21 protein-coding genes are annotated in these 24,473 nt (G+C 64.9%); 19 read left to right on the top strand and 2 right to left on the bottom strand.

Translation table 11 applies throughout. The features are described 5' to 3' along the window. Positions 1–62: 62 nt before the first annotated feature. From ACVJNE_RS19945 to ACVJNE_RS19935, 3 genes are all read left to right on the top strand, one after another. Positions 63–1,277 (top strand): deoxyguanosinetriphosphate triphosphohydrolase, encoded by a 1,215-nt coding sequence (locus ACVJNE_RS19945; protein WP_499568413.1) that lies wholly within the window; start codon positions 63–65, stop codon positions 1,275–1,277. 62 nt (positions 1,278–1,339) lie between these two features. Continuing rightward, positions 1,340–3,097 carry an arginine--tRNA ligase gene (gene argS, locus ACVJNE_RS19940; RefSeq protein WP_499568411.1) on the top strand — a complete coding sequence of 586 codons (1,758 nt, stop codon included), beginning with the start codon at positions 1,340–1,342 and terminating at the stop codon, positions 3,095–3,097. A 101-nt stretch (positions 3,098–3,198) separates the two neighbouring features. Then, positions 3,199–6,060 (top strand): SPOR domain-containing protein, encoded by a 2,862-nt coding sequence (locus ACVJNE_RS19935; protein ID WP_499568410.1) that lies wholly within the window; start codon positions 3,199–3,201, stop codon positions 6,058–6,060. A 68-nt stretch (positions 6,061–6,128) separates the two neighbouring features. On the opposite strand, the gene ACVJNE_RS19930 is transcribed toward ACVJNE_RS19935, so the two are convergent. Further along, positions 6,129–7,037 carry an SDR family oxidoreductase gene (locus ACVJNE_RS19930; RefSeq protein ID WP_499568408.1) on the bottom strand — a complete coding sequence of 303 codons (909 nt, stop codon included), beginning with the start codon at positions 7,035–7,037 and terminating at the stop codon, positions 6,129–6,131. A 90-nt stretch (positions 7,038–7,127) separates the two neighbouring features. Here ACVJNE_RS19930 and ACVJNE_RS19925 point away from each other — a divergent pair, with 90 nt between their 5' ends. The 14 genes from ACVJNE_RS19925 to ACVJNE_RS19860 all read left to right on the top strand — a co-directional run bounded on the left by ACVJNE_RS19925 (position 7,128) and on the right by ACVJNE_RS19860 (position 20,368). Further along, entirely contained in the window at positions 7,128–7,688 is a 561-nt protein-coding gene (locus ACVJNE_RS19925; protein WP_499568406.1) for a TetR/AcrR family transcriptional regulator, read from the top strand. Positions 7,689–7,905: 217 nt separating this feature from the next. After that, positions 7,906–9,108 (top strand): CmlA/FloR family chloramphenicol efflux MFS transporter, encoded by a 1,203-nt coding sequence (cml, locus tag ACVJNE_RS19920; RefSeq protein ID WP_499568404.1) that lies wholly within the window; start codon positions 7,906–7,908, stop codon positions 9,106–9,108. 112 nt (positions 9,109–9,220) lie between these two features. Then, complete coding sequence (gene pip, locus ACVJNE_RS19915; protein ID WP_499568402.1) at positions 9,221–10,150, top strand: prolyl aminopeptidase; 930 nt, start codon at positions 9,221–9,223, stop codon at positions 10,148–10,150. A 27-nt stretch (positions 10,151–10,177) separates the two neighbouring features. Then, a complete protein-coding gene (gene nagZ / locus ACVJNE_RS19910) occupies positions 10,178–11,197 on the top strand; it encodes a beta-N-acetylhexosaminidase (protein WP_499568400.1) in 1,020 nt (339 codons plus the stop codon). 42 nt (positions 11,198–11,239) lie between these two features. Further along, a complete protein-coding gene (locus ACVJNE_RS19905) occupies positions 11,240–12,052 on the top strand; it encodes a segregation and condensation protein A (RefSeq protein ID WP_499568490.1) in 813 nt (270 codons plus the stop codon). Further along, a complete protein-coding gene (gene scpB / locus ACVJNE_RS19900) occupies positions 12,045–12,779 on the top strand; it encodes an SMC-Scp complex subunit ScpB (protein ID WP_499568398.1) in 735 nt (244 codons plus the stop codon). Before ACVJNE_RS19905 ends, scpB begins: the two co-directional genes overlap by 8 nt. Before the next feature lie 139 nt (positions 12,780–12,918). Beyond that, on the top strand, positions 12,919–14,013 hold the full coding sequence (locus ACVJNE_RS19895) for an ABC transporter ATP-binding protein (RefSeq protein WP_499568396.1): 1,095 nt from the start codon (positions 12,919–12,921) through the stop codon (positions 14,011–14,013). A gap of 59 nt (positions 14,014–14,072) precedes the next feature. Then, positions 14,073–14,297 (top strand): twin-arginine translocase TatA/TatE family subunit, encoded by a 225-nt coding sequence (locus ACVJNE_RS19890; RefSeq protein WP_499568394.1) that lies wholly within the window; start codon positions 14,073–14,075, stop codon positions 14,295–14,297. A gap of 47 nt (positions 14,298–14,344) precedes the next feature. Then, a complete protein-coding gene (gene tatB, locus ACVJNE_RS19885) occupies positions 14,345–14,950 on the top strand; it encodes a Sec-independent protein translocase protein TatB (protein WP_499568392.1) in 606 nt (201 codons plus the stop codon). Next, positions 14,947–15,789, top strand: coding sequence for a twin-arginine translocase subunit TatC (gene tatC, locus ACVJNE_RS19880; RefSeq protein ID WP_499568390.1), 843 nt, complete (start codon positions 14,947–14,949; stop codon positions 15,787–15,789). The genes tatB and tatC overlap by 4 nt, the downstream gene beginning before the upstream one ends. Before the next feature lie 100 nt (positions 15,790–15,889). Continuing rightward, positions 15,890–17,191, top strand: coding sequence for a serine--tRNA ligase (gene serS, locus ACVJNE_RS19875; RefSeq protein ID WP_499568388.1), 1,302 nt, complete (start codon positions 15,890–15,892; stop codon positions 17,189–17,191). 2 nt (positions 17,192–17,193) lie between these two features. Further along, on the top strand, positions 17,194–17,961 hold the full coding sequence (surE, locus tag ACVJNE_RS19870; protein WP_499568386.1) for a 5'/3'-nucleotidase SurE: 768 nt from the start codon (positions 17,194–17,196) through the stop codon (positions 17,959–17,961). 5 nt (positions 17,962–17,966) lie between these two features. Next, complete coding sequence (locus ACVJNE_RS19865; RefSeq protein WP_499568384.1) at positions 17,967–18,614, top strand: protein-L-isoaspartate(D-aspartate) O-methyltransferase; 648 nt, start codon at positions 17,967–17,969, stop codon at positions 18,612–18,614. Between the two features lie 113 nt (positions 18,615–18,727). Then, on the top strand, positions 18,728–20,368 hold the full coding sequence (locus ACVJNE_RS19860) for a peptidoglycan DD-metalloendopeptidase family protein (protein WP_499568382.1): 1,641 nt from the start codon (positions 18,728–18,730) through the stop codon (positions 20,366–20,368). Between the two features lie 92 nt (positions 20,369–20,460). Here ACVJNE_RS19860 and ACVJNE_RS19855 read toward each other — a convergent pair whose 3' ends face one another. Then, complete coding sequence (locus ACVJNE_RS19855) at positions 20,461–21,336, bottom strand: ATP-binding protein (RefSeq protein WP_499568380.1); 876 nt, start codon at positions 21,334–21,336, stop codon at positions 20,461–20,463. Positions 21,337–21,517: 181 nt separating this feature from the next. On the opposite strand from ACVJNE_RS19855, the gene yajC reads away from it, so the two are divergent. Both yajC and secDF read left to right on the top strand, forming a co-directional pair. Then, a complete protein-coding gene (yajC, locus tag ACVJNE_RS19850) occupies positions 21,518–21,856 on the top strand; it encodes a preprotein translocase subunit YajC (RefSeq protein WP_173191781.1) in 339 nt (112 codons plus the stop codon). A 52-nt stretch (positions 21,857–21,908) separates the two neighbouring features. Continuing rightward, positions 21,909–24,467 (top strand): protein translocase subunit SecDF, encoded by a 2,559-nt coding sequence (secDF, locus tag ACVJNE_RS19845; protein ID WP_499568379.1) that lies wholly within the window; start codon positions 21,909–21,911, stop codon positions 24,465–24,467. Positions 24,468–24,473 lie beyond the last annotated feature (6 nt).

Below are 24,473 nucleotides of genomic sequence, written 5' to 3'. Positions count from 1 at the left end.
TATGAAGCCGCAAGGGGCAAGTCAACAAGCCGGCGACCGGGGCTTGGCATCAGGTGACGGAATTGTCAGCATCTTTCGACGGGATCGGCTTCGGCTACCGGCCGCGTGCGGCGTATGCATGCGACCCGGCTTTGACGCGCGGCCGCTTTTACCAGGAGCCGGAAAGCCCGACGCGGACGCCGTTCCAGCGCGACCGCGACCGCATCATTCATTCCACCGCGTTCCGGCGGCTCAAACATAAGACGCAGGTGTTCATCGCGCATGAGGGCGACCATTATCGTACGCGGCTGACGCATTCGATCGAAGTCGCCCAGATCGCGCGCGCGCTGGCGCGGGCACTGTGCGTGGACGAGGACCTGGCCGAGGCCATCGCGCTGGTGCACGACTTCGGCCACACACCTTTCGGCCACACCGGCGAGGACGCGCTGGACGCGATGATGAAGCCGTGGGGGGGCTTCGACCACAATGCGCAGTCGCTGCGTATCGTCACCCGCATCGAGCGGCGCTACGCCGAGTTCGAAGGCCTGAACCTGAGCTGGGAGACGCTGGAAGGGCTGGTCAAGCACAACGGGCCGCTGACGGATGGCGAGGGAAGGGGACTGAAAGGGCCGGTGCCGGCGACGATCGCCAACTTTTCCGAGCTGTTCGATCTCGAGCTGGACAGGTTCGCGTCCGTCGAGGCGCAGGCGGCGGCGATTGCCGACGACATCGCCTACAATACGCACGACATAGACGACGGGCTGCGCGCGGGGCTGCTCAGCCTGGACATGCTGGATGCCGTGCCGCTGCCTGCGGGGATACTCGCCGAAGTGCGTACCAAGTATCCGCGGCTCGACGACGTGCGAACCGGCCACGAACTGATGCGCCGGCAGATAACCGCGATGGTCGAGGATGTGATCGGCACCGCGCGCGCGAATCTCGATGCGCTCAAGCCGGCATCGAGCGCCGATATTCACAATGCGGGGCGGCCGGTCGTCACCTTCTCGGCCGACATGGCGGCGAAAGAGAAGGAACTGAAGACATTCCTTTATGCCAATCTCTACCGCCACCCGAGCGTAATGGCGGTGCGTGAGGGTGCGGACCGGATCGTGCGCGATCTCTTCGGCCACTATTTCGCCAACCCGCGCGACATGCCGGAGGGCTGGCGCGAGGGGCTGGATAGAGCGGAAGACCGGATCAAGGCGCGCGACGTTGCCGACTTCATCGCCGGCATGACGGACACCTATGCGATCAAGGAGCACCGGCGCTTGTTTGACCGGTCTCCCGATTTGGGCTAGGCGAAGCGCGACTTTGCGGCCGCTATGGCCGCTCCTTTCCACATTCCGACAGAGTCGTCATCATGAACATCTTCGCGGATTTCGCGACCCGCATCGCTAAGGCCATCGAAACGCTCGACTTGAAGACCCCGGCAGGCGAGCGACCCGACCTTGCGCGCGTCACCGTCGAACCGCCGCGCGATCCCAGCCATGGCGACCTGGCGACGAACGCGGCGATGGTGCTGGCCAAGGGGCTCGGTCAGAACCCGCGTGCGCTCGCCGAACAGATCGCACGCGCGCTTCGCGATGACCCGGACGTGGCCGCCGCCGATGTGGCTGGACCCGGCTTCGTCAATCTGCGGCTGGCCGACGGGTTCTGGCAGGCGCGGCTCGGCGACGTGCTCGACGCGGCAACCGAATACGGCCGGTCGACCTTCGGCGGCGGCAAGAAGGTCAATGTCGAGTATGTGTCGGCCAATCCGACCGGGCCGATGCATGTCGGCCACTGCCGTGGCGCGGTAGTTGGCGATGCGCTGGCCAACATTCTGGCGTTTGCCGGCTACGACGTGACCAAGGAATATTACATCAACGACGCCGGCGCGCAGATCGACGTGCTCGCCAACTCGGTGATGCTGCGTTACCGCGAGGCGCTGGGTGAAAACATCGGCGAGATTCCGGCGGGGCTTTACCCTGGCGACTATCTGGTGCCCGTCGGCAAGGCGCTGGCCGACGAATTCGGCCCGAAGCTTTTGTCGATGCCGCAGACCGAGGCGCTGGCGCTCGTCAAGGACCGGACGATCGACGCGATGATGGCGATGATCCGTGAGGACCTTGCCGCGCTCAACGTCAATCACGAGGTGTTCTTCTCCGAGCGCTCGCTGCATGCCGGCAATGGCGGGGCGATCCGCACCGCGATCAACGACCTGACGATGTCCGGCCATGTCTACAAGGGCAAGCTGCCGCCGCCCAAGGGCGAGAAGAACGACGACTGGGAAGACCGCGAGCAGACGCTGTTCCGCTCGACCGATGTCGGCGACGACATGGACCGTCCGCTGATCAAGTCGGACGGCGCCTACACCTATTTCGCGGCCGACGTCGCCTATATGAAGGACAAGATCGGTCGCGGTTTCGAGCAACTCGTATTTATTCTCGGCGCCGACCACGGCGGCTACGTCAAGCGCATGGAAGCGCTGGGCAAGGCCCTTTCGGGCGGCACGGTCGATGTCACGATCCTGCTGTGCAACCTCGTGAAGCTGTTCCGTGATGGAGAGCCGGTACGCATGTCCAAGCGCTCGGGCGAGTTCGTCACGCTGCGCGAGGTGGTGGACGAGGTCGGCCGCGATCCGATCCGCTTCATGATGCTGTACCGCAAGAATTCCGAGCCGCTCGATTTCGACTTCGCCAAGGTGACGGAGCAGTCGAAGGACAATCCGGTCTTCTACGTGCAGTATGCTTCAGCGCGCTGTCATTCGGTGTTCCGGCAGGCGAAGGAGCAGCTTGGCGATAGCTGGATCGAGCGCGCTTCGATGAAGGAGGCCGCCCGGCTGCTGGTCGACGAGGGCGAGATCGCCGTCATCCGCAAGCTGACGGAATACCCCAGGCTGATCGAGGCCGCGGCCCAGGCCATGGAGCCGCATCGGCTCGCTTTCTACCTCTACGATCTCGCGCAGGTGTTTCACGCGCACTGGAATCGCGGCACCGACAACCCGGACTTACGGTTTGTTAAGGTTAACGACCCACAATTGACGCATGCCAGACTGGGTCTGGTGCAGGCCGTTTCGGATGTTTTGACATCCGGCCTTGCATTGGTGGGTGCCGAAGCACCCGCGGAAATGCGCTAGGTTCACCAAACGTTCTGTCACCTTTTACCCACAATGCGCTGGTAGGGCCAACCCCAAGTGACGTCGCCGGCGTCCGACCCAGTATGAGTGCGGGAAAAAGCATGGCAGACACAAACCAGAGCAGGCGCTCGGATTTTACGGAATTTTCGGACAACGATCCCTTCGCGGAATTGACGCGCATCATGGGGCAGGCCCCAAGAGCGCCCGAGCCCGCCAAGCCCGTTGCACAGGACGATTTCGACCTCGACCTCGATCTTGAAAAAGAGCTGATGGGCGACCTCGATTTCAGGGAATTCGACGAGCCGAAAAGCGAAGAGCCCGAGCCGCAGGCCCCGGAGCCGGAGTGGCAGCATGCTGCCGAGGCCGAGGAAGAGTATCAGCCGGCGCAGCACTATAGCGAGCCCCAGCCGGTCGAAGCCGCCGACGCCTCCATCGATTTCGACATGGCGGCAGAAGCCTTCGTTGAGGATGAGGTGCACGCCTTCGATCCCGAGCCGGAGATGGCCGAGGACGATGCCATCGAGACGGCGTTGGAGCCGGAGGCGGTTGCCGCCCCCAGCCCGGAGCCCGTGCAAGACGACTTCGAGATGTCGCTCGAGCGCGAACTGGTTGGCGATGACGCCCCGTTCGAGGCTCCTTCCGAAGAGCCGGAGGCCTTCGAGGCAGAGACTTTCGAGGGGGGTGCTTACAACGCCGTCGAAGCTGCGCATACGGAAGAGCCTGTCGATTTCGGGGCGGAGGAATCCTCGCCAGCGGTCGCCCAGGGCGACGACGGCATGGCCGAGGTTGATATGGATTTCGGCATGCTGGAGCAGGAGCTCGCCGCTGCCGTCGAGCCTGCCATGGTGCCGTCACGCGCGATCGACCCCGCCGCCGACGACTGGCAGCCCGAGCCGTTTGCCGAAAGCGAGCCTGAAGCGACTTCCAGCGAGGAGTCATTCGGGCCGGTCTTCTTTGCCCCCGCCGATGAGGCGGAACCCGCACCCGAAGAGAGTGTTGCAGCAGAACTTAGCCTTGAAGACGAGCTGAGTGCATTGCTTGGCGAGGGCTCAGCGCAGCCTGAAGCGGCGCATGAGGAGCCGCAGCCGATCGTTATGCCGGCGGCGCGCGCGGCTGAAGCACCAGCTGACGACTGGAAGCCTGCCGTCAGCACATTCGGCCGCTCGAACTTTGCGGCGATGCGCGAGACTGCGCCGGCTGCCGAGCCTGCTGAAGCGCCGGCTGCCGAGACGCTGACCGCCGAGACCTACGAGGCCGAGGAAGCGCCTTTTGAGGCCGAGGCGGACACGCCGCTCGAAGATACCTTCGCCGAGATATTCGGTCTCGATTCAGAGCCCGAAATCAAGGAACCCGAAAGCCAGCCGGAAATGCAGCAGCAGCCCGAGGCCAGCGGCGTCGAGGCGCTTGCCACATGGCAGCCTGAACGGACGTTCAGCCCGGCTGCTCCGGCGGCAGCGGTGGCGGCGGCCAGTGCCGCGCCGGACATCGAGACCATCGACGTTGCCGAGTCCGCCCAGGCCATGGTCGACGATCTCGACATTCCGGAACCCGATTATGGCGCACCGGCGCCTTCGACCGGTCTCTACGACGATCTCGAGGGCGAGATCGCACAGGCGTTCGGCGATATGTCCATGGACGAGCCCGCGCCGGCAGCCCAGCCGTCGAGCGCACCCGAGTGGGGTGTTGCAGCCGCGGCCACCGGAGCCGCTGCCTATGCAGCAACGGCTGCCTCCTCGGCATCGGCTGCGCAAGCCTCCCATGATCACCAGCAGCCATCGGCCGATGCCTACGCTGTCGGCGAAGGGCAGTGGCAGACGGATAACGGGTTCGCGGACGACGATTTCAACTACGAGACCGATCTCGAACAGGCGATCGCCATGTCCTCCTACGAGGACGAGCCGGTTGCCCGGACCTATCCGCGCAACCGCAACCTGATGATTGCAGCGGTCGTTGCGGGCGTGGCAGTGGTTGGCGGCGTCGGTGTCCTCGCGATGTCGCTTTTCGGCGGCGGTTCCGATGAGCCGGCTATCGTGCGCGCCGGCGACGATCCGATGAAGGTGCGGCCGGAAAATCCCGGCGGTACGACCGTCCCGAACCAGGACAACGAGGTCTATCAGCGTGTCACAGGCGGTGCCTCAGACGCGGCGCCGGAGCAGGAGCGGCTTATCAGCACCTCCGAGGAACCGGTCAATATCGAGGCCGGCAGCGAGCAGCAGGCAGCGCTCCCGTCCGCGATAGGCGAAGCTGTCGAAGAGCCGACGGCCGCAGGAAACGATCCCGCCGCGGGCGAGCAGAACGTTGCCGCCGCCGCACCGAAGGCAGACGATCGCATCGAACCGGTGGCCGAGGCAGAAGGCGTCGGAGCCAGCAACGACGTGCTGGCTGTCGCGCCGCGCCGGGTTCGCACAATGGTCGTTCGCTCGGATGGCACCATGGTGCCGCGCGAGGATCCGACGCCGGCGCAGCCCGAGCAGACCAATCTGGCCGCCGCCACCGTTGGCGATGCGCAGCCGCTGGCGCCAGCAGGCGCAGACGCCCAGGATGAAGGGCCGTCGGTCGAGACACCTGCTACCGTTTCGGTCGTGCCTTCGCAGCGTCGCGAACCCCAGCAAACCGCAGCGGCCGCTCCGCAGCAGCCGGTGGTTCAGCAGCCTGCAACGCAGACGCCCGCAGCAACGCCGGTCTCTGCGCCGGCCGCTGCAGCACCCGCGGCAGGGGCCAGCGCGTGGTCGATGCAGATCGCCTCGCAGCCGACCGCCGAGGGCGCGCAGGCTACCTACCAGGATCTTGCGCGCCGTTACGGCAACGTGCTCGAGGGTAGGGGCGTGAACATCGTGCGCGCCGACATCGACGGCCTCGGCACCTATTACCGGGTTCGCATTCCGGCCAACACGCGCGATGAGGCCATCCAGCTCTGCACCCGCTACAAGGCGGCCGGCGGAAGCTGCTTCGTATCGCGCTGACGCGTGATACTCAGCCGCGAAATATAAAGCCGCCGCGCCTCAAAGCGTGGCGGCTTTTTTTCTGGGCGCTACCTGTAGCCGGTTGTATCCGAGGGCTTTCCGGCTTCGCGCACTTCGGTGATGTAGCGCCACGCGTCCGGTTGCGACCCATCGAGATCTGTGAAGCCGTAGACCTGCGCGAGCTGCCCGCTGGACAGTGATTGCCCGTTCCAGCGGGCACGCTCGGGGTCGGCGGCGAGGGCTGCGACAGCGCGGCCGACATAGCGCGGCGTTTCCGAAATCGCGAAATCCGGCTGCTTTGCCGTCGCGTCGCGCCAGTTCTCCTCCGAAACCCCATAATGCTCCAGCATCATTTCCGAGCGCAGCCAGCCGGGCGTGAGCGAAACGGCGGTTGCGCCGTGCGGCGCGAGGTCCTTCGCGTGCGCCCAGCCCAGCCGGTTGATGGCCACCTTGGCGAGATCGTAGAAGGGCGAAATCCGGTAGTGATCGGCGTTGTAGTCGGCCGTGCCGTCGGTGACCTCGACCAGCAAGCCGCCGGGCCGTTCGATCAGCAGAGGCAGGGCGTGGTGCGCTGTGATCAGATGCGTGTCGATCGCCAGACGCAGCATGCGCAGGCCCTTCTCGAGGTCGTGTTTCCAGACGGGCGTGTCCCATTCCACGAACAGTTCCCCGCCCCAGACATCGTTGACGAGCACGTCCAGACGGCCGTGTTCGGCACGGATGCGAGCCACAAGCGCGGCCACCTGGTCCGGCTCCAGATGATCGACCTGAACGGCGATGCCGTGGCCACCCAGCACATCGACCAGCTCGGCCGTTTCCTCGATCGTTTCGGCACGGCGATATTCCGACTGCCGGGTGCGCGTTGTGCGCCCGGTCACATAGACAGTCGCGCCGGCCGCACCGAGTTCGGCTGCGATGCCGCGTCCGGCACCCCGGGTGGCGCCGGCGACGAGAGCGACTTTGCCTTGCAGTTTCATCGTGATTTCCTCATTCATCAGTCGCGGAAGGTTGCTCCGCGCGGTTCGATTATTTATAAACAAACATTCGTTTACTAATGTGAAGGCAGCATGGCAAGACCCCGGAAGATGCCCGACGAGGCGATTTTCAACCATGTTCATGCGCTGATGCAGGAGCGTGGCGCGGAAGGCGTGACATTCGCATCGGTGGCCGAACGCAGCGGGCTTTCGGGTGCGAGCCTGGTCCAGCGGTTCGGAACCAAACAGAAGCTGGTGCATGCCGCCCTGGTTCATGCGTGGGAGGGGCTCGAGGAGCGCACGATGCGTTTCGCGGAAGAGGCAGAGCACTCGCCTGAGGGGGCGGTGCGGCTGCTTCAGAAGCTTTCGGGTGGTTATGGTGACATCGACACCTACGCCGATAACCTGCAGATATTGCGCGAGGATTTGCGCGATCCGGAGCTGCGCGCGCGGGGCGCGGCGTGGATCGAGACACTTGTGGTAGCGCTCGAACGCTGCTTCTCGACGGCTCCGAATGCGCCTGAAGGTGTCGGACGGTTGATGGTCGCCCAATGGCAGGGAGCGCTGCTGCTGTGGGGTTTCTCACCGGACGGGGCGGTCGACCTTTTCGTGCGCGAACATCTGGAACGCTGCGTGCGAACGCTCCTCCGCTAGCCGGTCCAGCGCCGCGCGCTTGCGGGTGTTGCCGGCTGCTGTTATGAGCCCTGCATCTATCGCTGCCAGAACAGCCGAGTAGTCGCCATGGGTTCGAAAAAAGCAGACCGGTAAGCCGCAACAGCCTTCCTGTTGTTGCGGCGTTCTGTTCGATCCCAACCCCACTTTAGCGATGCAGATCGCCGCCGAATCTCATTCATTCGTGCGGATTTTCGATATGCCTATCCAACAACCACGGCTGTGGACCTACAGCCTGCCGGTGGCGCTTGCGCTGCTGGCCCCCTTCAACCTGCTCGCTTCACTGGGCATGGATATCTACCTTCCGGTCGTCCCGTCGATGCCCGGGATACTCGGCACCACGCCGGGCGTGGTTCAACTCACGCTGACGCTTTACATGATCGTGCTCGGCGTAGGGCAACTGCTGTTCGGGCCGTTGTCGGACCGGATCGGCCGCCGCCCTGTACTGATGTGTGGGGCGCTGTTGTTTGCCGGGGCGTCCTTTGCCCTGGCTGCGACAGGCACCGTTTGGCCGTTTCTCGCGTGGAGGCTCCTGCAGGCGATCGGCGCGTCGGCCATGCTGGTCGCGCTCTTTGCTACCATCCGCGACGTCTATGCGGAACGTCCGGAAAGCACGGTCATCTACAGCCTGATGAGCGCGATGCTCGCATCCGTGCCGGCGCTCGGTCCCATCGTCGGGGCATTGATCGCAGGCGGCTTCGGCTGGCGCGGCATCTTCGTGGCGCTGGGCGTGCCGGCGCTTGCCATGCTGGTGATCGCGTGGCCCGCCTGGCACGAGACCCGGCCAATGCAGCGGGCGGGTGCGGGGAGCGGTTTTCTGCCAATCCTGCGCAGTCCGGCCTTCTGGGCCTATACCTGCGCCTTTGGCACGGCGATGGGCACGTTTTTCGTCTTCTTCTCCACAGCGCCGCGGGTGTTGATGGGCGGTGCAGGCATGAGCGAGCTGCAATTCAGCCTCGCCTTCGCCACCGTGGCGCTGGCAATGATCGTGACGGCGCGGTTTGCCAAGGGCTTCGTCGCCCGCTGGGGGATTCCGGGGAGCGTCGCTCGTGGCATGATCCTGTTGCTCGCCGGCGCGGGGTTGCTGCTGGCCGGCCAGCTCTGGCTGGAGCCGTCCGTCGCCTCGTTCATACTGCCGATGTGGCTGGTGGCCGTGGGCATCGTCGTCACCGCCGCGGTGACGGCGAATGGTGCGCTGCAGGAATTCTCCGACGTTGCGGGAACGGCCGTGGCGCTGCATTTCTGCATCCAGAACCTTATCGTCGGCGTGGTGGGAACGCTGTTCGTGCTTTTGCTGGATGGCGACACCGCCTGGCCGCTGGTCGGCTATGCCGCCGCGATGGCGATCGTGACGCTGGCCGCCATCGGCGGGCTGACGCGGCGCGGCAAGGCGCAACGGTGATACGAGCCGGGCGGCGGTTCGGCCGCCGCCCGGTCGGGCGCCTCTGGGCGATTGACCGTGCCGCCCGGCGCTATATCAAGCGGGTATGACGAAGGAACCTTCCAGGGAGCCGTTGGATTCCGGCCTGCTGCGAATGCGGGATGGTGCCGAAATCTATTGGGAGACGTCGGGCAATCCTCGCGGCAAGCCCGCCCTCTATCTCCATGGCGGCCCCGGCAGTGGTCTTCGTTCCGGCAGCTATCGAAGCTACTTCGATCTCGAACGCTATTTTCTGATCGGTATCGACCAGCGTGGCTGCGGCCGCAGCCGCCCCTCGGTCAACGATGAACTGGAAAGCCTGCATGCAAATACCACGCAGGCACTGATTGAAGATATCGAAGCGGTGAGGGGCCATCTTGGCGTCGCCCGGTGGCTTGTTTCCGGCGTCTCGTGGGGTACGACGCTCGCGCTCGCCTACGCCCTGGCGCATCCGGATCGGGTGACGGAACTTGCGCTGGTGGCGGTGACGACCACCAGTCGCGAAGAGGTCGACTGGCTCACCGAGGGTATGGGCCGGGTTTTCCCGGAAGCCTGGCTGCGATTCGAGGCAGAATCTGGAAGAACGGCCGGCGAAAGGATCGTGGAAGCCTATGCGCGGCGGCTGGCGACCGGCGAGCCGCACGAACGACAGGCGGCAGCGTGCGCCTGGAATGCCTGGGAATCGGTACACATCTCGCTCGACCCGAACTGGACACCGATTGAAAGCCGCTTCGACGAGGCGCGGGGACTAGCCTTCGCGACGCTCGTCACGCACTACTGGGCAAATGACGGGTTTCTGCGAAATGGCGACGAGATCGTGTCTCGCATTGCCGACATCGGGCATATTCCGGCGGTGCTGATCCATGGTCGCCGCGACATCAGCGGGCCAGCGATTACCGCCTGGCGACTGCACAGGTCATGGCCGGCAAGCCGGCTGCACATCGTCGAAAGCGAAGGCCACGGTGGCCCGGAGTCCTTTGCGATCCTGCGCGATGCGCTCGACGTGTTAGCCAAGGTGCGCTGAGGCCCGCGAGCGGATATGATTCCGCGCATGAGCGAATCAAAAGCAGTGATCCTTGGGGCGTCGGGTACGACGCTCACCGCCGACGAGAAAGCCTTTTACCGCGACGAGCGGCCGTGGGGCTTCATCGTCTTTGCCCGCAACGTCGCCGAGGTCGAGCAGATGCGCGACCTGACCGCCGCGATGCGGGACTGCGTCAGCCGGCCGGATGCGCCGGTCTTCGTCGACCAAGAGGGCGGGCGCGTTCAGCGCTTGCGACCGCCGCTGGCGCCGGCCTATCCCTCCGGTTCGGCGCTGGGCGCGCTCTACAAGAGCAACCGAGAGGCCGGGCTGCGGGCGGCATGGCTGATGTCGCGCCTGCACGCGTTCGACCTGCTGAAATGCGGTCTCAATGCCGATTGCCTGCCGGTGCTGGACGTGCCGGTCGAAGGCGCGCACGACGTCATCGGCAGCCGGGCCTACGGCAAGGACCCGGAGACCGTCACGGCGATGGGCCGCGCCGCAATGGCAGGATTGCAGGCGGGCGGCGTGCTGCCGGTCATCAAGCACATGCCCGGCCACGGCCGCGCCTTCGCAGACAGCCATCACAACCTGCCGACCGTGGATGCTTCCCTCAAGGAACTGCGCGCGCACGACTTCGCGCCATTCAAGGCGCTGCGCGACGCGCCGATGGCGATGACGGCGCACGTCGTCTACACCGCCATCGATCCCGACAATCCGGCCACCACTTCGGCCAAGGTCGTGGAGGAGATCATCCGCGGGGAAATCGGTTTCGAGGGGCTGCTGATGAGCGACGACGTCTCCATGAACGCGCTTTCTGGGGATTTCGCGCATCGCACGGATGGAATTGTTGCAGCGGGCTGCGATGTTGTTCTTCACTGCAACGGCGTGATGGACGAAATGCGCGCCGTTGTGGGGCGCGTTCCTGCGCTTTCGGGCGAGGCGCTGGCGCGTGCCGACAGGGCGCTGGCAGGGCTGGGCGTGCGGGGCGAGCTGGCCGAGGCAGCCATCAGAGAGGAATTCGCCGCCTGGTTCGAAGCGGTGGCATAGGAAACGGATTTGAGCGCGAGCGCAGACAACAAGGCCACGCCGATGGAGCGGCTCTGGACCGACGCCGACGAGAGTCGTGGCGTCTCCGAGCCTGCGCTCGTGGTCGACGTTGACGGCTTCGAGGGGCCGCTCGATCTGCTCTTGCACCTGGCGCGCAACCAGAAGGTGGACCTTGCCCGCATTTCGGTGCTGGCGCTGGTCGAGCAGTACATCGCCTTCGTCGAAAGCGCGCGGCGGCTGCGGCTGGAGCTTGCCGCCGATTATCTGGTGATGGCCGCGTGGCTGGCCTTCCTCAAATCGAAGCTGCTGATCCCCAAGCAGCCGGGCGATGAAGGCGAGAGCGGCGAGGAACTGGCGGCGGTGCTGCAGTTCCGGCTCAAGCGACTGGAGGCGATGCGCGATGCGGCGGCGCGTCTTGTCAACCGCAACCGGCTCGACCGCGACGTCTTCGCGCGCGGCATGCCGGAAACGGTCATCATCGACAAGCGCAACGAATATTCGGCCTCGCTCTACGACCTGCTGACGGCTTATGCAGCGCAGCGCCAGCGGCAGGCGATCACCAATGTGCGCATCGCAAAGCGGGGCGTGTGGTCTCTCAAGGAAGCGCGCGAGATCCTGACCCGCCTTGTCGGCGAGATCCGCGACTGGACAGCGCTCGACACGTTCCTGATCCGCTACATGACAACGCCCGAGGAGCGGGCGACGGCGATTGCCAGCTCGTTCGCGGCCAGCCTCGAACTGGTCCGCGAGGGCGCGATCGAGGTTCGGCAGGATGCGCCTTTCGCGCCGCTGTTCCTGCGTGGGCGGGCCAAGGCTGCTGCCGAGCCGGCACCCGGAGACATGATCCATGACTGAACGAGGCGCCAACGTCATTCCATTCGCGCCCGAAGCCGGAGACGAGGCGGAAATGGACAATCCGGCCGGGCGCCTGCATCTGGCCGAGGCTGTGCGCATGGCTGAAGCGATCGTCTTCGCGTCTGCCGAGCCGGTGTCGCACAAGGCGCTTGCGGCGCGCCTGCCCGAAGGCACCGACGTGCCCGCCGTGATGGAAGAAGTGCGCAGGCAATATGAAAGGCGCGGCGTCAATCTCGTGCGGGTCGGGGACGCATGGGCGTTCCGCACCGCTGGCGATCTCGCATTCCTGATGAGCCGCGACGCGGTGCAGCAGAAGAAGCTATCGCGCGCCGCGCTCGAAGTTCTCGCGATCATCGCCTACCACCAGCCGGTGACGCGCGCGGAAATCGAGGAAATCCGCGGCGTCGAGACTTCCAAGGGCACGCTCGATCTGTTGCTGGAAACCGGTTGGGTGCGCATGCGCGGGCGGCGGCGCACGCCCGGACGCCCGGTCACATACGGCACAGCCGAAAGTTTCCTCGACCATTTCGGGCTGGAGGAAATTCGGGATCTGCCGGGCATGGACGAGCTCAAGGGGGCGGGCCTCCTCTCTGCCCGGATGCCGTCGAACTTCGCCGTGCCGCAGCCCGCGGCCGACCCTGACGCGCTCACCGACGACGAGGATCCGCTGACGGATATAGACCTCGAGGAGCTGGGTCTGCTGACGCCGCGCGTGACGGACGACTGAGAACGCTTTCAAACCGGTGGAACATGGCTTACATGCTTTCCCGCGCAGCCGATCGGTTGCGCGGCATTTTTTTTTGTGCGAGTTGCTGCCAGCCGTCCCGAAACGCTAAGGGGATGCTGGCGGCAAGGGAAGATCGGTGATGGCGGTAGCGGCGACAAGGGTGACGGCAGGCGTTTCATTCGCCGCGCGCCTTGCGTTCGACCGGATCAGCCACGCGTTCTCGCCATCTGCTGCAACGCTGCATGATGTCTCGCTTGCGGCGGAACCCGGCGAGGTGCTGTGCCTGCTCGGACCATCGGGGTCGGGCAAGACGACGCTGCTGCGGATTGCCGCCGGGATAGAGGCGCAGACGCGTGGAAGTGTCTATCTCAACGACCAGGAGATCGCCGGTCCCAATGTGTTCCTGCCGCCGGAGCAGCGGTCAATCGGCCTCGTCTTCCAGGATTTCGCGCTGTTTCCGCATCTGACGATCCTGGAGAATGTCCGGTTCGGGCTGACGGCTCTTTCGCGCGAGGAAGCAAAACGGGAAGCGATGATTTCGCTCGGCCGTGTCGGCTTGCAGGACTATGCGAACGCCTATCCGCACGTGCTTTCCGGCGGCGAGCAGCAGCGCGTGGCGCTGGCGCGCGCCATTGCCCCGCGTCCGGCCGTGCTTCTGATGGACGAGCCGTTTTCCGGGCTCGATTCACGGTTGAAGGATTCCGTGCGCGCCGAGACTCTGGCGATCCTGCGCCAAAGTCGTGCAACCGCCATAGTCGTGACGCATGATGCAGAAGAGGCGATGCGAATGGGCGACCGCATCGCGCTCCTGAAGGATGGACGACTGGTCCAGCTCGGCACCGCCGAAGAGCTTTACAACCGGCCGGCCAGCCTGTTTGCCGCCGGCTTCTTCTCGGAGATCAACGTCTTCGAGGGCAGGGTGGCCGACGGTGCGGTCGATACGCCGCTGGGCCGCTTCGAGGCTTCCGGCCTTCCCGACGGCACAGAGGCATCGGTTGCGTTCCGGCTGTCTGCTTTCGACGTTTCGCCGACGGATGGCGATATACCGGCACGGATCGTGTCGCGCCGGTTTCTGGGTGTCGTGGAACTGCTTGAACTTGCCGTTCCCGGCGCCGATCGCCCCCTGCGGGCGCGGATCAGGTGCGGCGCTTTGTCCAGCCCGGAGCGTGAAATTTGGCTCACGGTGAGGAAAGCCGATGTGCTTGTGTTTGAAAGAACGAGCGAAAGCGCATAAATCAACCCTGAGGCCGCAGCGAGGCGGCTGAGGGAAACATTCGAAAAGAGAGCGAATTAATGGGTACCTTCTCTATCTGGCACTGGCTGATCGTTCTGGTCGTGGTGCTGCTGCTGTTTGGCCGTGGCAAGATTCCGGAACTGATGGGCGACATGGCCAAGGGCATCAAGAGCTTCAAGAAGGGCATGTCCGACGAGGACGAGGCGGATTCCGCCAAGACGGTCGAACACCGTCCCGACGAGACGGTTGCGTCCGCCAAGGAAAAGGCCGGCAAGACGTCCTGACGCGCCCCGGCGCGCCGCTGCCCTTTCCGTCGCGGAGTTGACAAACGATGTTTGACATCGGCTGGCCCGAAATGCTTGTGATCGCGGTCGTGATGATCGTGGTCGTCGGGCCCAAGGACTTGCCCAGGATGCTGCGCACGTTCGGCAAGACGACGGCGAAGCTGCGCGTCATGGCGGGCGATTTCCGCAAGCAGTTCGACGAGGCCCTCAAGGAGGCAGAGCTCGACGACCTGAAATCGGTCGCGGACGACGTGCGCGCGCTCAATCCGAAGAACGAGATCAGGAAGGCGCTGTCGCCTATGGAAAAGGCGGCGCAGGACGTGCGATCCGGCCTCGATGCGGCGATGAAGCCGACCAAGCCCGCCGCGGCGGAGCCCGCACCTGCCGAAGCGAAGGCGGCCGAGCCGCTCAAGTCGGCTGCAACCGCAATGCCCGGCGAGGCGGCAGCCGCAACGAAACCGTCGCCCAAGGCGCCTGCGAAGGCCAACGGCGCAGCCGCGCCGGCCACCAAAAAGGCAGCGGCACCCAAGCAGGCTGCAGCCAAACCCTCAGCCAAGACGACCGCGGCCAAGAAGCCTGCTGCTTCATCTGCGAAAGCGACCGCAGCGCCGAAGAAGGCAACAAAGCCCAAGAGCGGCGGAAACGCAGTATGACCACCCCTGAAGATGACGAGATCGACAAGTCCTCGGCGCCGCTGCTCGAGCATCTCATCGAACTGCGCTCGCGGCTCATGTGGTCGCTGGGCGGGTTCTTCATCGCTTTCCTGATCTGCTTCTATTTCGCCAAGGGGCTGTTCAACCTGCTGGTGCTGCCCTTCCAGTGGGCGACCGAATGGGCGGGGCTCGATGCATCGAAGGTCGACCTGATCTATACCGCGCCGCAGGAATTCTTCTTCACGCAGATCAAGCTCGGCATGTTCGGCGGGCTGATCATCGCTTTCCCGCTGATCGCCACGCAGCTCTACAGGTTCGTGGCGCCGGGGCTCTATCGCAACGAGCGCATGGCGTTCCTGCCGTTCCTGGTGGCCTCGCCGATCCTGTTCCTGATCGGCGCGGCGCTCGTCTACTTCTTCTTCACGCCGATGGTGATGTGGTTCTTCCTGTCGATGCAGCAGGTAGGTCCCGACCAGGAAATCCAGATTTCGCTGCTGCCGCGCGTTTCCGAATATCTCGGCCTGATCATGACGCTGATCCTGGCCTTCGGGCTGGTGTTCCAGCTTCCGGTGGTCACGACGCTGATGGCTCGCGTGGGACTGATCTCGGCCGCGACGCTGGTCGACAAGCGCAAATGGGCAATCGTCATCGCCTTCGTGGTGGCGGCCGTGCTGACACCGCCCGATCCGGTCAGCCAGATCGGCCTCGCACTACCCACAATCATTCTCTACGAGATCTCGATCTGGCTGGTGAAGCGCATCGAAAGGACGAGGGCGCGCGAAGCGGCGAAACGCGACGCGAGCGAGGAAGAGTCGGGCGAGCCGAACCCGGCTGAGTGACTGGCGCGGGCGCTGCCCACCGCTTGACGCTTGCTTCGAATCCAATTGCGGTTTACCCCCTCGGACGCCTTTCATGGCTCACCGAGGACGTTGCCACACCATGCTCGACATCAGATGGATTCGCGAAAACCCGCAGGCCCTTGCCCAGGCGCTGGAGAAGCGTGGGCAGTCCGGCGAGGCCGCGCGATCGGTGGTCGAGGATCTGATCGCCAGGGACGAGGCGCGGCGTGCGCATCTCGTGGCGCTGCAGGAGAAGCAGGAACGCCGCAATGCCGCCTCCAAGGAGATCGGCAACGCGATGCGGGCGGGAGACTCGGCGCGCGCCGAAGAACTCAAGGCAGAAGTCGCCGGGATCAAGGAATTCATCCAGTCGGGCGAGGCGACCGAGCGCGAGCTCGACAAGGCGCTCGCCGACGCGCTCGCGGTCATTCCCAACCTGCCGCTCGACGACGTGCCGGTCGGCAAGGATGAGGCCGACAATGTCGAAGTGCGCCGGGTGGGCGAACCGAAGCGCTCGAACTCGTCGAAGGAGCATTTCGAGCTCGGCGAGGCGCTCGGCCAGATGGATTTCGAACGCGCGGCAAAGCTTTCCGGCGCGCGCTTCACTGTGCTTTCGGGCCAGCTCGCGCGGCTGGAACGGGCGCTCGGCCAGTTCATGCTCGACCTGCACGTGACCGAGCATGGCTACACCGAGGTGCAGCCGCCGCTGCTGGTGCGCGACGAGGTGCTGTTCGGCACCAACCAGTTGCCGAAGTTCGAGGACGACCTGTTTTTCGTAAAGCATGGCGACGGCCGGCTCGGGCTCATCCCAACCGCCGAGGTTTCGCTGACCAACCTCGTGCGTGAGGAGATCGTGGCGACGGACAAGCTGCCGTTGCGCTACACCGCGCTGACGCCGTGTTTCCGCTCCGAGGCCGGCTCGGCGGGGCGCGACACGCGCGGCATGCTGCGACAGCACCAGTTCTACAAGGTCGAGATGGTCTCGATCACCGATCAGGAAAGCTCGATTGCCGAGCATGAGCGGATGACGGAATGCGCCGAGACGGTGCTCAAGCGCCTCGGCCTGCCGTTCCGAACGGTTGTTCTCTGCACCGGCGACATGGGCTTCGGGGCGCGCAAGACCTACGACATCGAGGTCTGGCTGCCCGGCCAGAACAGCTATCGAGAAATCTCGTCCTGCTCGGTCTGCGGCGATTTCCAGGCACGACGCATGAATGCGCGCTATCGCCCGCCGGAGGGCAAGGGGGCGACATTCGTGCACACGCTCAACGGCTCTGGCGTCGCCGTCGGCCGCGCACTGATCGCGGTCATGGAGAATTACCAGAACGAGGACGGCTCGATTAGCATTCCGGAAGCATTGCGGCCCTATATGGGTGGCATCGAGAAGATCGAGGCTGCCTGACGATGCGTATCCTTCTGACGAATGACGACGGCATCCATGCCGAGGGGCTCCAGGTTCTGGAGCGGATCGCACGGCAGTTCACCGACGAGGTGTGGGTGGTCGCGCCGGAGACCGACCAGTCGGGCTTCGCGCATTCGCTGTCGCTGTCGGAGCCGCTGCGCATGCGCAAGGTGCGTGACAAGCACTATGCGGTGCGTGGCACGCCGACCGACTGCGTCATCATGGGCGTGCGCAAGCTGATGCCGGAGCCGCCGGACCTGATCCTGTCGGGCGTCAATTCCGGCTCGAACGTCGCCGACGACGTTACCTATTCCGGCACGATCGCGGGCGCGATGGAGGGCACGCTGCTCGGCATACGCTCGATCGCGCTGAGCCAGGGCTATTCGGTGACGGAGGAAGGCCGCACGGTGCGGTGGGAGACGACGGAGCATCACGCGCCGGCGGTGCTCAAGAAGCTGATGGGGCTGTCTCTGCCCGAAAACGTCTTCCTCAACCTGAATTTCCCCAATTGCGGGCCCGACGACGTCAAGGGCGTGGCCGTGACCAGCCAGGGCAAGCTCGTCCACGGGCTTTGGCTCGACGAGCGCAAGGACGGCCGCGGCTTTCCGTATTTCTGGCTGCGCTTCGGGCGCGAGCCGGGCGAGGTGCGCGACGGCACGGACATCGCAGCCCTGCGGGCCGATCAGATTTCCGTGACGCCGCTGCACATGGACCTGACCGCCTATGCCGTGAAGGACCAGATCACCAACGCATTGGCCAAGGCGGGATGACGGGCATGGACGAGGCGGAACGCGAGAAGTTTGCCGCCTTCCTGCTGCGCATGCGCGCTGCCGGCTTTACAGACCGGGGCCTGATCGCCGCCTTCGAGGCAACCCCGCGCGCCAGTTTCGTGCCGGCGCAATGGCGGGCCGATGCGTGGTCCGAACGCATGGTGCCGATCGAATGCGGCGAGGCGGTCGAGGGGATCGACCTGCAGATGCGCGCGCTTGCAGCTCTCGACCTGCAGCCCGGCTGCCGGGTGCTCGAGATCGGTACCGGGTCGGGTTTCACGGCCGCGGTGATGGCGCGGCTTTCGGCGCGCGTGCTCACACTCGACCGGTTCAAGACGCTGGTGCAGCTCGCCCGTCAGCGCCACGAGGCGCTGGGCATCTCCAACGTGCTGGCGCGGCAGGCCGATGCGGCCAATGGCGCGCCTGCCGAAGGGCCGTTCGATCGCATCATCGCGTGGGCCGCCTATGAGGAGCTGCCGCGCGGCTTCGTCGACCAGCTTTCGACAGGCGGAATCATGGTCGCCGCGATCGGGCCGGCCGAGGGCGTGCAAGTCATGGAAAAGCTCGCCAAGCTCGGCAGCCGCTTCGAGCGGACGGAAGTTGCCCAGGTGCGGCTGCAGCCGATGGCGACAGGCGTGGCTGCAGCACTTTAAAAGTTGCAAATACCGCGCGACCTGAAATTTGCCGTATTCGGTTTAACCGACCAGTAACATTAACGCGCTTTAATCAAGCCTGTCTTTGGTATCGAGTAGCGCGGGTTGGTTTGATGCGTATCGGAGTTTCAGGCACATATCGGCGCACCCTGGCGCGCGGCGCCGCGGTGCTTCTCATCGGCGGCACGGCTGCGGGCTGCAGCTCCGACGTCAGCCGTTTTCAGGATTCGATCCTCACGGGTTCGGCTCGCCAGCAGCAGATCGCGCCGGTCAACCAGCCCTATCCTGGCGACACGGCGCAGCTCGATCAGACCACGACCGCCTCGATAGCGCCGGCACGGCGCGGCAGCGGCATTCTGAATCGTTTCGGCAGGGCGCCGCGTCCGGATGGGGACGTTCGCAGCGGTGCCGCGCAGGTCGCGGCCACGCCGATGCACAGCACCTGGCAGCAACAACAGCCGACTTATGCCGCTCCCGCAGCCCCCGCTCCGCAGCCGGTCGTCCAGCGCGCCAGCCTGGATACGTCGGTCACTGGTTCGACATTGCCGGCTCCGCAGCCAGCACGCGCACCACAGGCTGCTGCGCCAGCCGTCCAGCCTCCGGTCGTGCAGGCTGCCCAGCCGGTTCCGGCTGCTCCGCGCCAGCCCGAGATCGCGTCGCGCGATAATGAGGGTGGCTGGTCGCGGGCAGGGGGCACGCAGGTGCCTGTCCGCCAGGGCGAGACGGTCTATAACCTCTCGCGCCGTTTCGGCGTGCCCGTCGATGCGATCCTCAAGGCGAACGGGCTTTCGAGCGCCGACGCGCTTGCGGCCGGCCAGCAGGTCATCATCCCCACCTACGTCCATTCGGCGAAGGCGCCTGTCAGCGCGCCCGATGCCAATCGCAATGTGGCGGATGCGCGGTCTTCGACGGGAACGCGCTTCGACGTGCCTTCCGACCGTGTGCCGGTTCCCGGCAAGGCGCCCACCGAGCGGCTGGCGGTGTTGCCACAGCAGCCCAAGCTTAAGGAAGAACAGCCGGGAACGCAGACAGCGGCCAACGACACGCAGCGTGGCGCCGCGAACGGCCGCAGCTACACAGTCGCATCCGGCGACACGCTCAACGCGATCGCACGCCGCACCGGCGTCAGCACTGACGCGCTCAAGCAGGCCAACGGCCTTTCGAGCGGCCTGATCCGCATCGGCCAGACGCTGACGATCCCGGCAGCCGGCGCTCCGGTCCAGGTCGCGCAGCGCACGGACCAGACCACGACCGGCACCGTCAAGCCATCCGCACCCGAGCCCGTGGCGGCCTACACGCCGCCCAAGCAGTCGCAGCAGGCGGAAAAGGTCATTCAGCAGGCCTCGCTGAACCCGGAAAGCGCGCCCGATGCCACCGGTATCTCGCGCATGCGCTGGCCGGCGCGGGGTCGTGTCATCTCAGGTTTCGGCGGTTCTTCGGGTGGCAAGAAGAACGACGGCATCGACATTGCCGTGCCGACGGGCACCTCGGTGCGCGCCGCCGAGAACGGCGTCGTCATCTATGCCGGCGACGGGCTGAAAGAATTCGGCAATACCGTGCTGGTGCGTCACGAAAACGGCTTGGTGACCGTTTACGGCCATGCCAGCGAGATCAACGTCCAGCGCGGCCAGAAGGTGCGCAGGGGCGAGGAGATCGCCAAGGCCGGTATGAGCGGTTCCGCGGATACACCGAAGCTGCACTTCGAGGTGCGCAAGGACTCCGCACCGGTCGATCCGTCAGGCTATCTCGAATAGAACTCGCGAGACGACGCGGTCCGTTTCGTCTCCAGTCCGGACCGTTCGCTTACGCCCGCCTCACGAGGCGGGCGTTTGTTTGGAGCTCGCTGCTAATCCAGCCGCTTGCCGAGCCGACCTGCGAGGTCCTGCGTGAACTGCCAGGCAACGCGACCCGAGCGGCTGCCGCGCGTGGTGGCCCATTCGAGCGCGTCGCGGCGCAGCTCTTCCGGATCGACCTCAAGACCGTAGTGGCGCACATAGCCATCGATCATCGCCAGATAATCGTCCTGCGAGCATTTGTGGAAGCCGAGCCACAGCCCGAAACGATCGGACAGCGAGACCTTTTCCTCGACCGCCTCGGCCGGATTGATCGCCGTCGAGCGCTCGTTCTCGATCATGTCGCGCGGCAGCAGGTGGCGGCGGTTCGAGGTCGCATAAAAGATGACGTTGGTGGGCCGGCCCTCGACCCCGCCTTCCAGGGCGGCCTTCAGCGACTTGTACGACGTATCGTCGTGGTCGAACGATAGGTCATCGCAAAACAGGATGAAACGGAACGGGGCGACCTTGAGGATGCTCATCAGCCGCGGCAGCGTGTCGATGTCCTCGCGGTGGATTTCGATCAGCTTCAGCGGTGCTTCGCCGTCGGCGCGGTCGCGGTTGATCGTCGCATGCGCTGCCTTGACCAGCGACGACTTGCCCATACCGCGCGCGCCCCACAGAAGCGCATTGTTGGCCGAAAGGCCGTCGGCGAAACGGCGCGTGTTGTCGATCAGGATGTCGCGCACACGGTCGATGCCACGGATCAGCTCGATCTCGACGCGATTCACATGCGGCACGGGTTCCAACAGGCTGCGCTCGGCAGACCAGACGAAGCAATCGGCGATCGTCAGATCGGTCGCGGCCGGTTCGCGAGGGCTTAGCCGGGAAACGGCTTCAATGAGGCGATCGAGCTTTTGTTCAAGCGTTTCAGGCAGTTTATCGGTCATTTCTGCTGTCTTTTCATGCTATGCGGTCACCGACATCGCCTAGCACGGGTGTCATGGGCGGAAAAGCCATGCGGGGCCGGGCGGTTACAGTTGCATTGGCGCAGCCAGCGATTATATTCCGGCCAGCTTCACGGGGGCCGGCTCGCCGGTCCCTTCGCGCATTTGTCTCAGGAGTTTGACCATGTTCGTTACCCCGGCATACGCCCAGGCGATGGGCGGCGGCCCCGATGTTTTCATAAGCATTTTGCCGTTCGTCCTCATCTTCGTCATCATGTATTTCCTCATCATCAGGCCTCAGCGCCAGCAGATGAAGCGGCGCGGCGAAATGCTCGCGGCCGTGCGGCGCGGCGATACGGTGGTGACCGGCGGCGGCCTTATCGGCAAGGTGACCAAGGTGATCGACGATAACGAGCTCGAGATCGACCTGGGTGGCGGCAACAAGGTGACGGCGCTGCGCTCCACCATCGCCGACGTGCGCGTGAAGGGCGAACCCGTCGCCAACCAGAACGCCAAGAAATAACCGTATTCGGGACGGAAGCGGTTCTTTTTCCGTCTGACCTGGACGTAACCTGATGCTCTATTTCTCGCGCTGGAAGACGATTGCGATCTGGCTGACCGTGCTCATCGCATTCGTTGCCGCCGCGCCGAACGTGATCCCGCAGTCGACACTCGCCTCGATGCCAGACTGGCTGCCGAAGCGCCAGCTCACGCTTGGCCTCGACCTGCAGGGCGGTTCGCATATCCTCTTGCAGATCGACCGCGACGACATGATCGCCGACCGGCTGGAGACCGCGCGGGACGATGTGCGCATCGCGCTGCGCGACGGGCGCATCGGCTATACGGGGCTGTCCAGTGCCGGCCGCAGCGTTCAGGTGCGGGTGCGCGACGCGGACCAGATCGATGCGGCGAAGCAGGCGGTAGCGAGCCTGATCGAGCCGGTTTCGTCCGGCCTCTTCGGCGCGGGCAGCGTGACAGAGCTGGCGCTGGAGGAGCCGGAGCCCGGCCTCCTGCGGTTCACGCTCACGGATGAGGGTATCGATTACCGCCTGTCGACCGCGCTCTCGCAGTCGGTCGAGGTGGTCAACCGGCGTGTCAACGAGCTCGGCACGACCGAACCCATCATCCAGCAGCAGGGTAACGACCGCATTCTCGTGCAGGTGCCCGGCCTCGACGACCCGCAGCGCCTGAAGGACATTCTCGGCCAGACCGCGAAGCTCACCTTCCAGATGGTGGACCAGTCGATGCCCGCGGCCGAGGCCGTGCAGGGGCGGCCGCCGGCGGGCACCAAGGTGATGTATTCGACCGACGATCCGCCGGTTCCCTACATCATCGAGAACCGGGTGATCGTTTCGGGCGAAAACCTCGTCGATGCGCAGACCAGTTTCGACCAGCGCACCAACGAACCGGTCGTGTCGTTCCGCTTCGACAATCAGGGCGCGACGCGCTTCGGCCAGGCCACGCAGCAAAACGTAGGCCGGCTGTTCGCCATCATCCTCGACGAACAGGTGATCTCGGCGCCGCAGATTCGCGAGCCCATCCTGGGCGGTTCGGGGCAGATTTCCGGCAACTTCACGGTGCAGACCGCAAACGACCTCGCGGTGCTGCTGCGCGCCGGCGCGCTGCCGGTGGACCTGAACATCATCGAGGAGCGTACTGTCGGACCGAGCCTCGGCGCCGACTCGATCGAGGCGGGTCAGATCGCGGCGATCATCGCGGCCGTTCTGGTGCTTGGCTTCATGACGTTTGGCTACAGCACGCTCGGCATCATCGCCAATCTCGCGCTGATTGCGAACATGGTGATGATCATCGCGATCCTGTCGGCACTCGGAGCGACGCTGACGATGCCCGGTATCGCCGGCATCGTGCTGACGATGGGTATGGCGGTTGACGCCAACATCATCATCTTCGAACGCGTGCGCGAGGAGCGGGCGAACGGCCGTTCGCTGATCCAGTCTATGGATTCGGGCTTCCGCCATGCCGTGTCGACCATCGTCGACGCGAATGTGACGACCTTCATCGCCGCGGCCATCATGTTCTATGTCGGCACCGGCCCGGTGCGCGGCTTCGCGGTCACCCTCGGCGTCGGCATCATCACGACCGTCTTCACGGCCTTCGTCGTGACGCGGTGGATGGTTGCCTTCTGGATCCGCACCCGCAAGCCCAAGGACTTCCCCAAGGGACTGATTTCCTTCATTCCGGAAGTCACCAAGTTCAAGTTCATGTTTCTGCGGAACTTCAGCTTTGGCGCATCGACCATACTTTCGGTCCTGGCGGTGGTGCTGTTCTTCACAGTTAGCATGAACTACGGCATCGACTTCCGCGGTGGCTCGATGATCGAAGTCCAGGCGAAGGCCGAAGCGGCTGATGTCAGTGACGTGCGCGGGCGACTGGAAACGCTGAACCTCGGTGAGGTCCAGGTGCAGGAATTCGGCACGCCGCGCGAACTGCTGATCCGCATCGGCTCGCAGGGTGGCGGCGATACGGCGGAACAGTCGGCAATCCAGCTCGTCCAGGATGAGCTCCAGAACGACTACGACTTCCGCCGGGTTGAGGTGGTGGGGCCGACGGTCTCGCAGGAACTGGCGCGCGCCGGCACCATCGCGGTCGTCATCTCGCTGATCGCGATGCTGGTCTATATCTGGCTGCGCTTCGAGTGGCAGTTCGCCATCGGCGCCGTTGTAACGACGATCCACGACGTCATTATGGTGGTTGGCTTCTACGTGGTGCTGGGGCTGGAGTTCAATCTGACCAGTATCGCGGCGGTTCTGACGGTGGTCGGCTATTCGATCAACGACACGGTTGTCGTGTACGACCGAATCCGTGAGAACCTGCGAAAATACAAGAAGATGCCGATCGCCGATCTGATCGACCTGACGGTCAACCAGACGCTGTCGCGCACGGTCATGACTGGTGTGACGACGCTGCTGGCGCTGATCGCTCTGTATCTCTTCGGTGGCGAGGTCATCTCCTCCTTCACGCTGGCCATGATCTTCGGCATCATCATCGGCACCTACTCCTCGGTGTTCGTGGCGGGGCCGATGCTGATCCTGTTCAAGCTGCGCCCGGACATCTTCGGGTCGGAGGCTGAGGCAGCCAAGGCAGACGCAGCCGCCACGCCGACGAAGGCCTGAGCCGGA

This window comes from Mesorhizobium sp. DxT (assembly GCF_058448885.1).
This window is presented reverse-complemented; position numbering and strand designations above follow the sequence as displayed.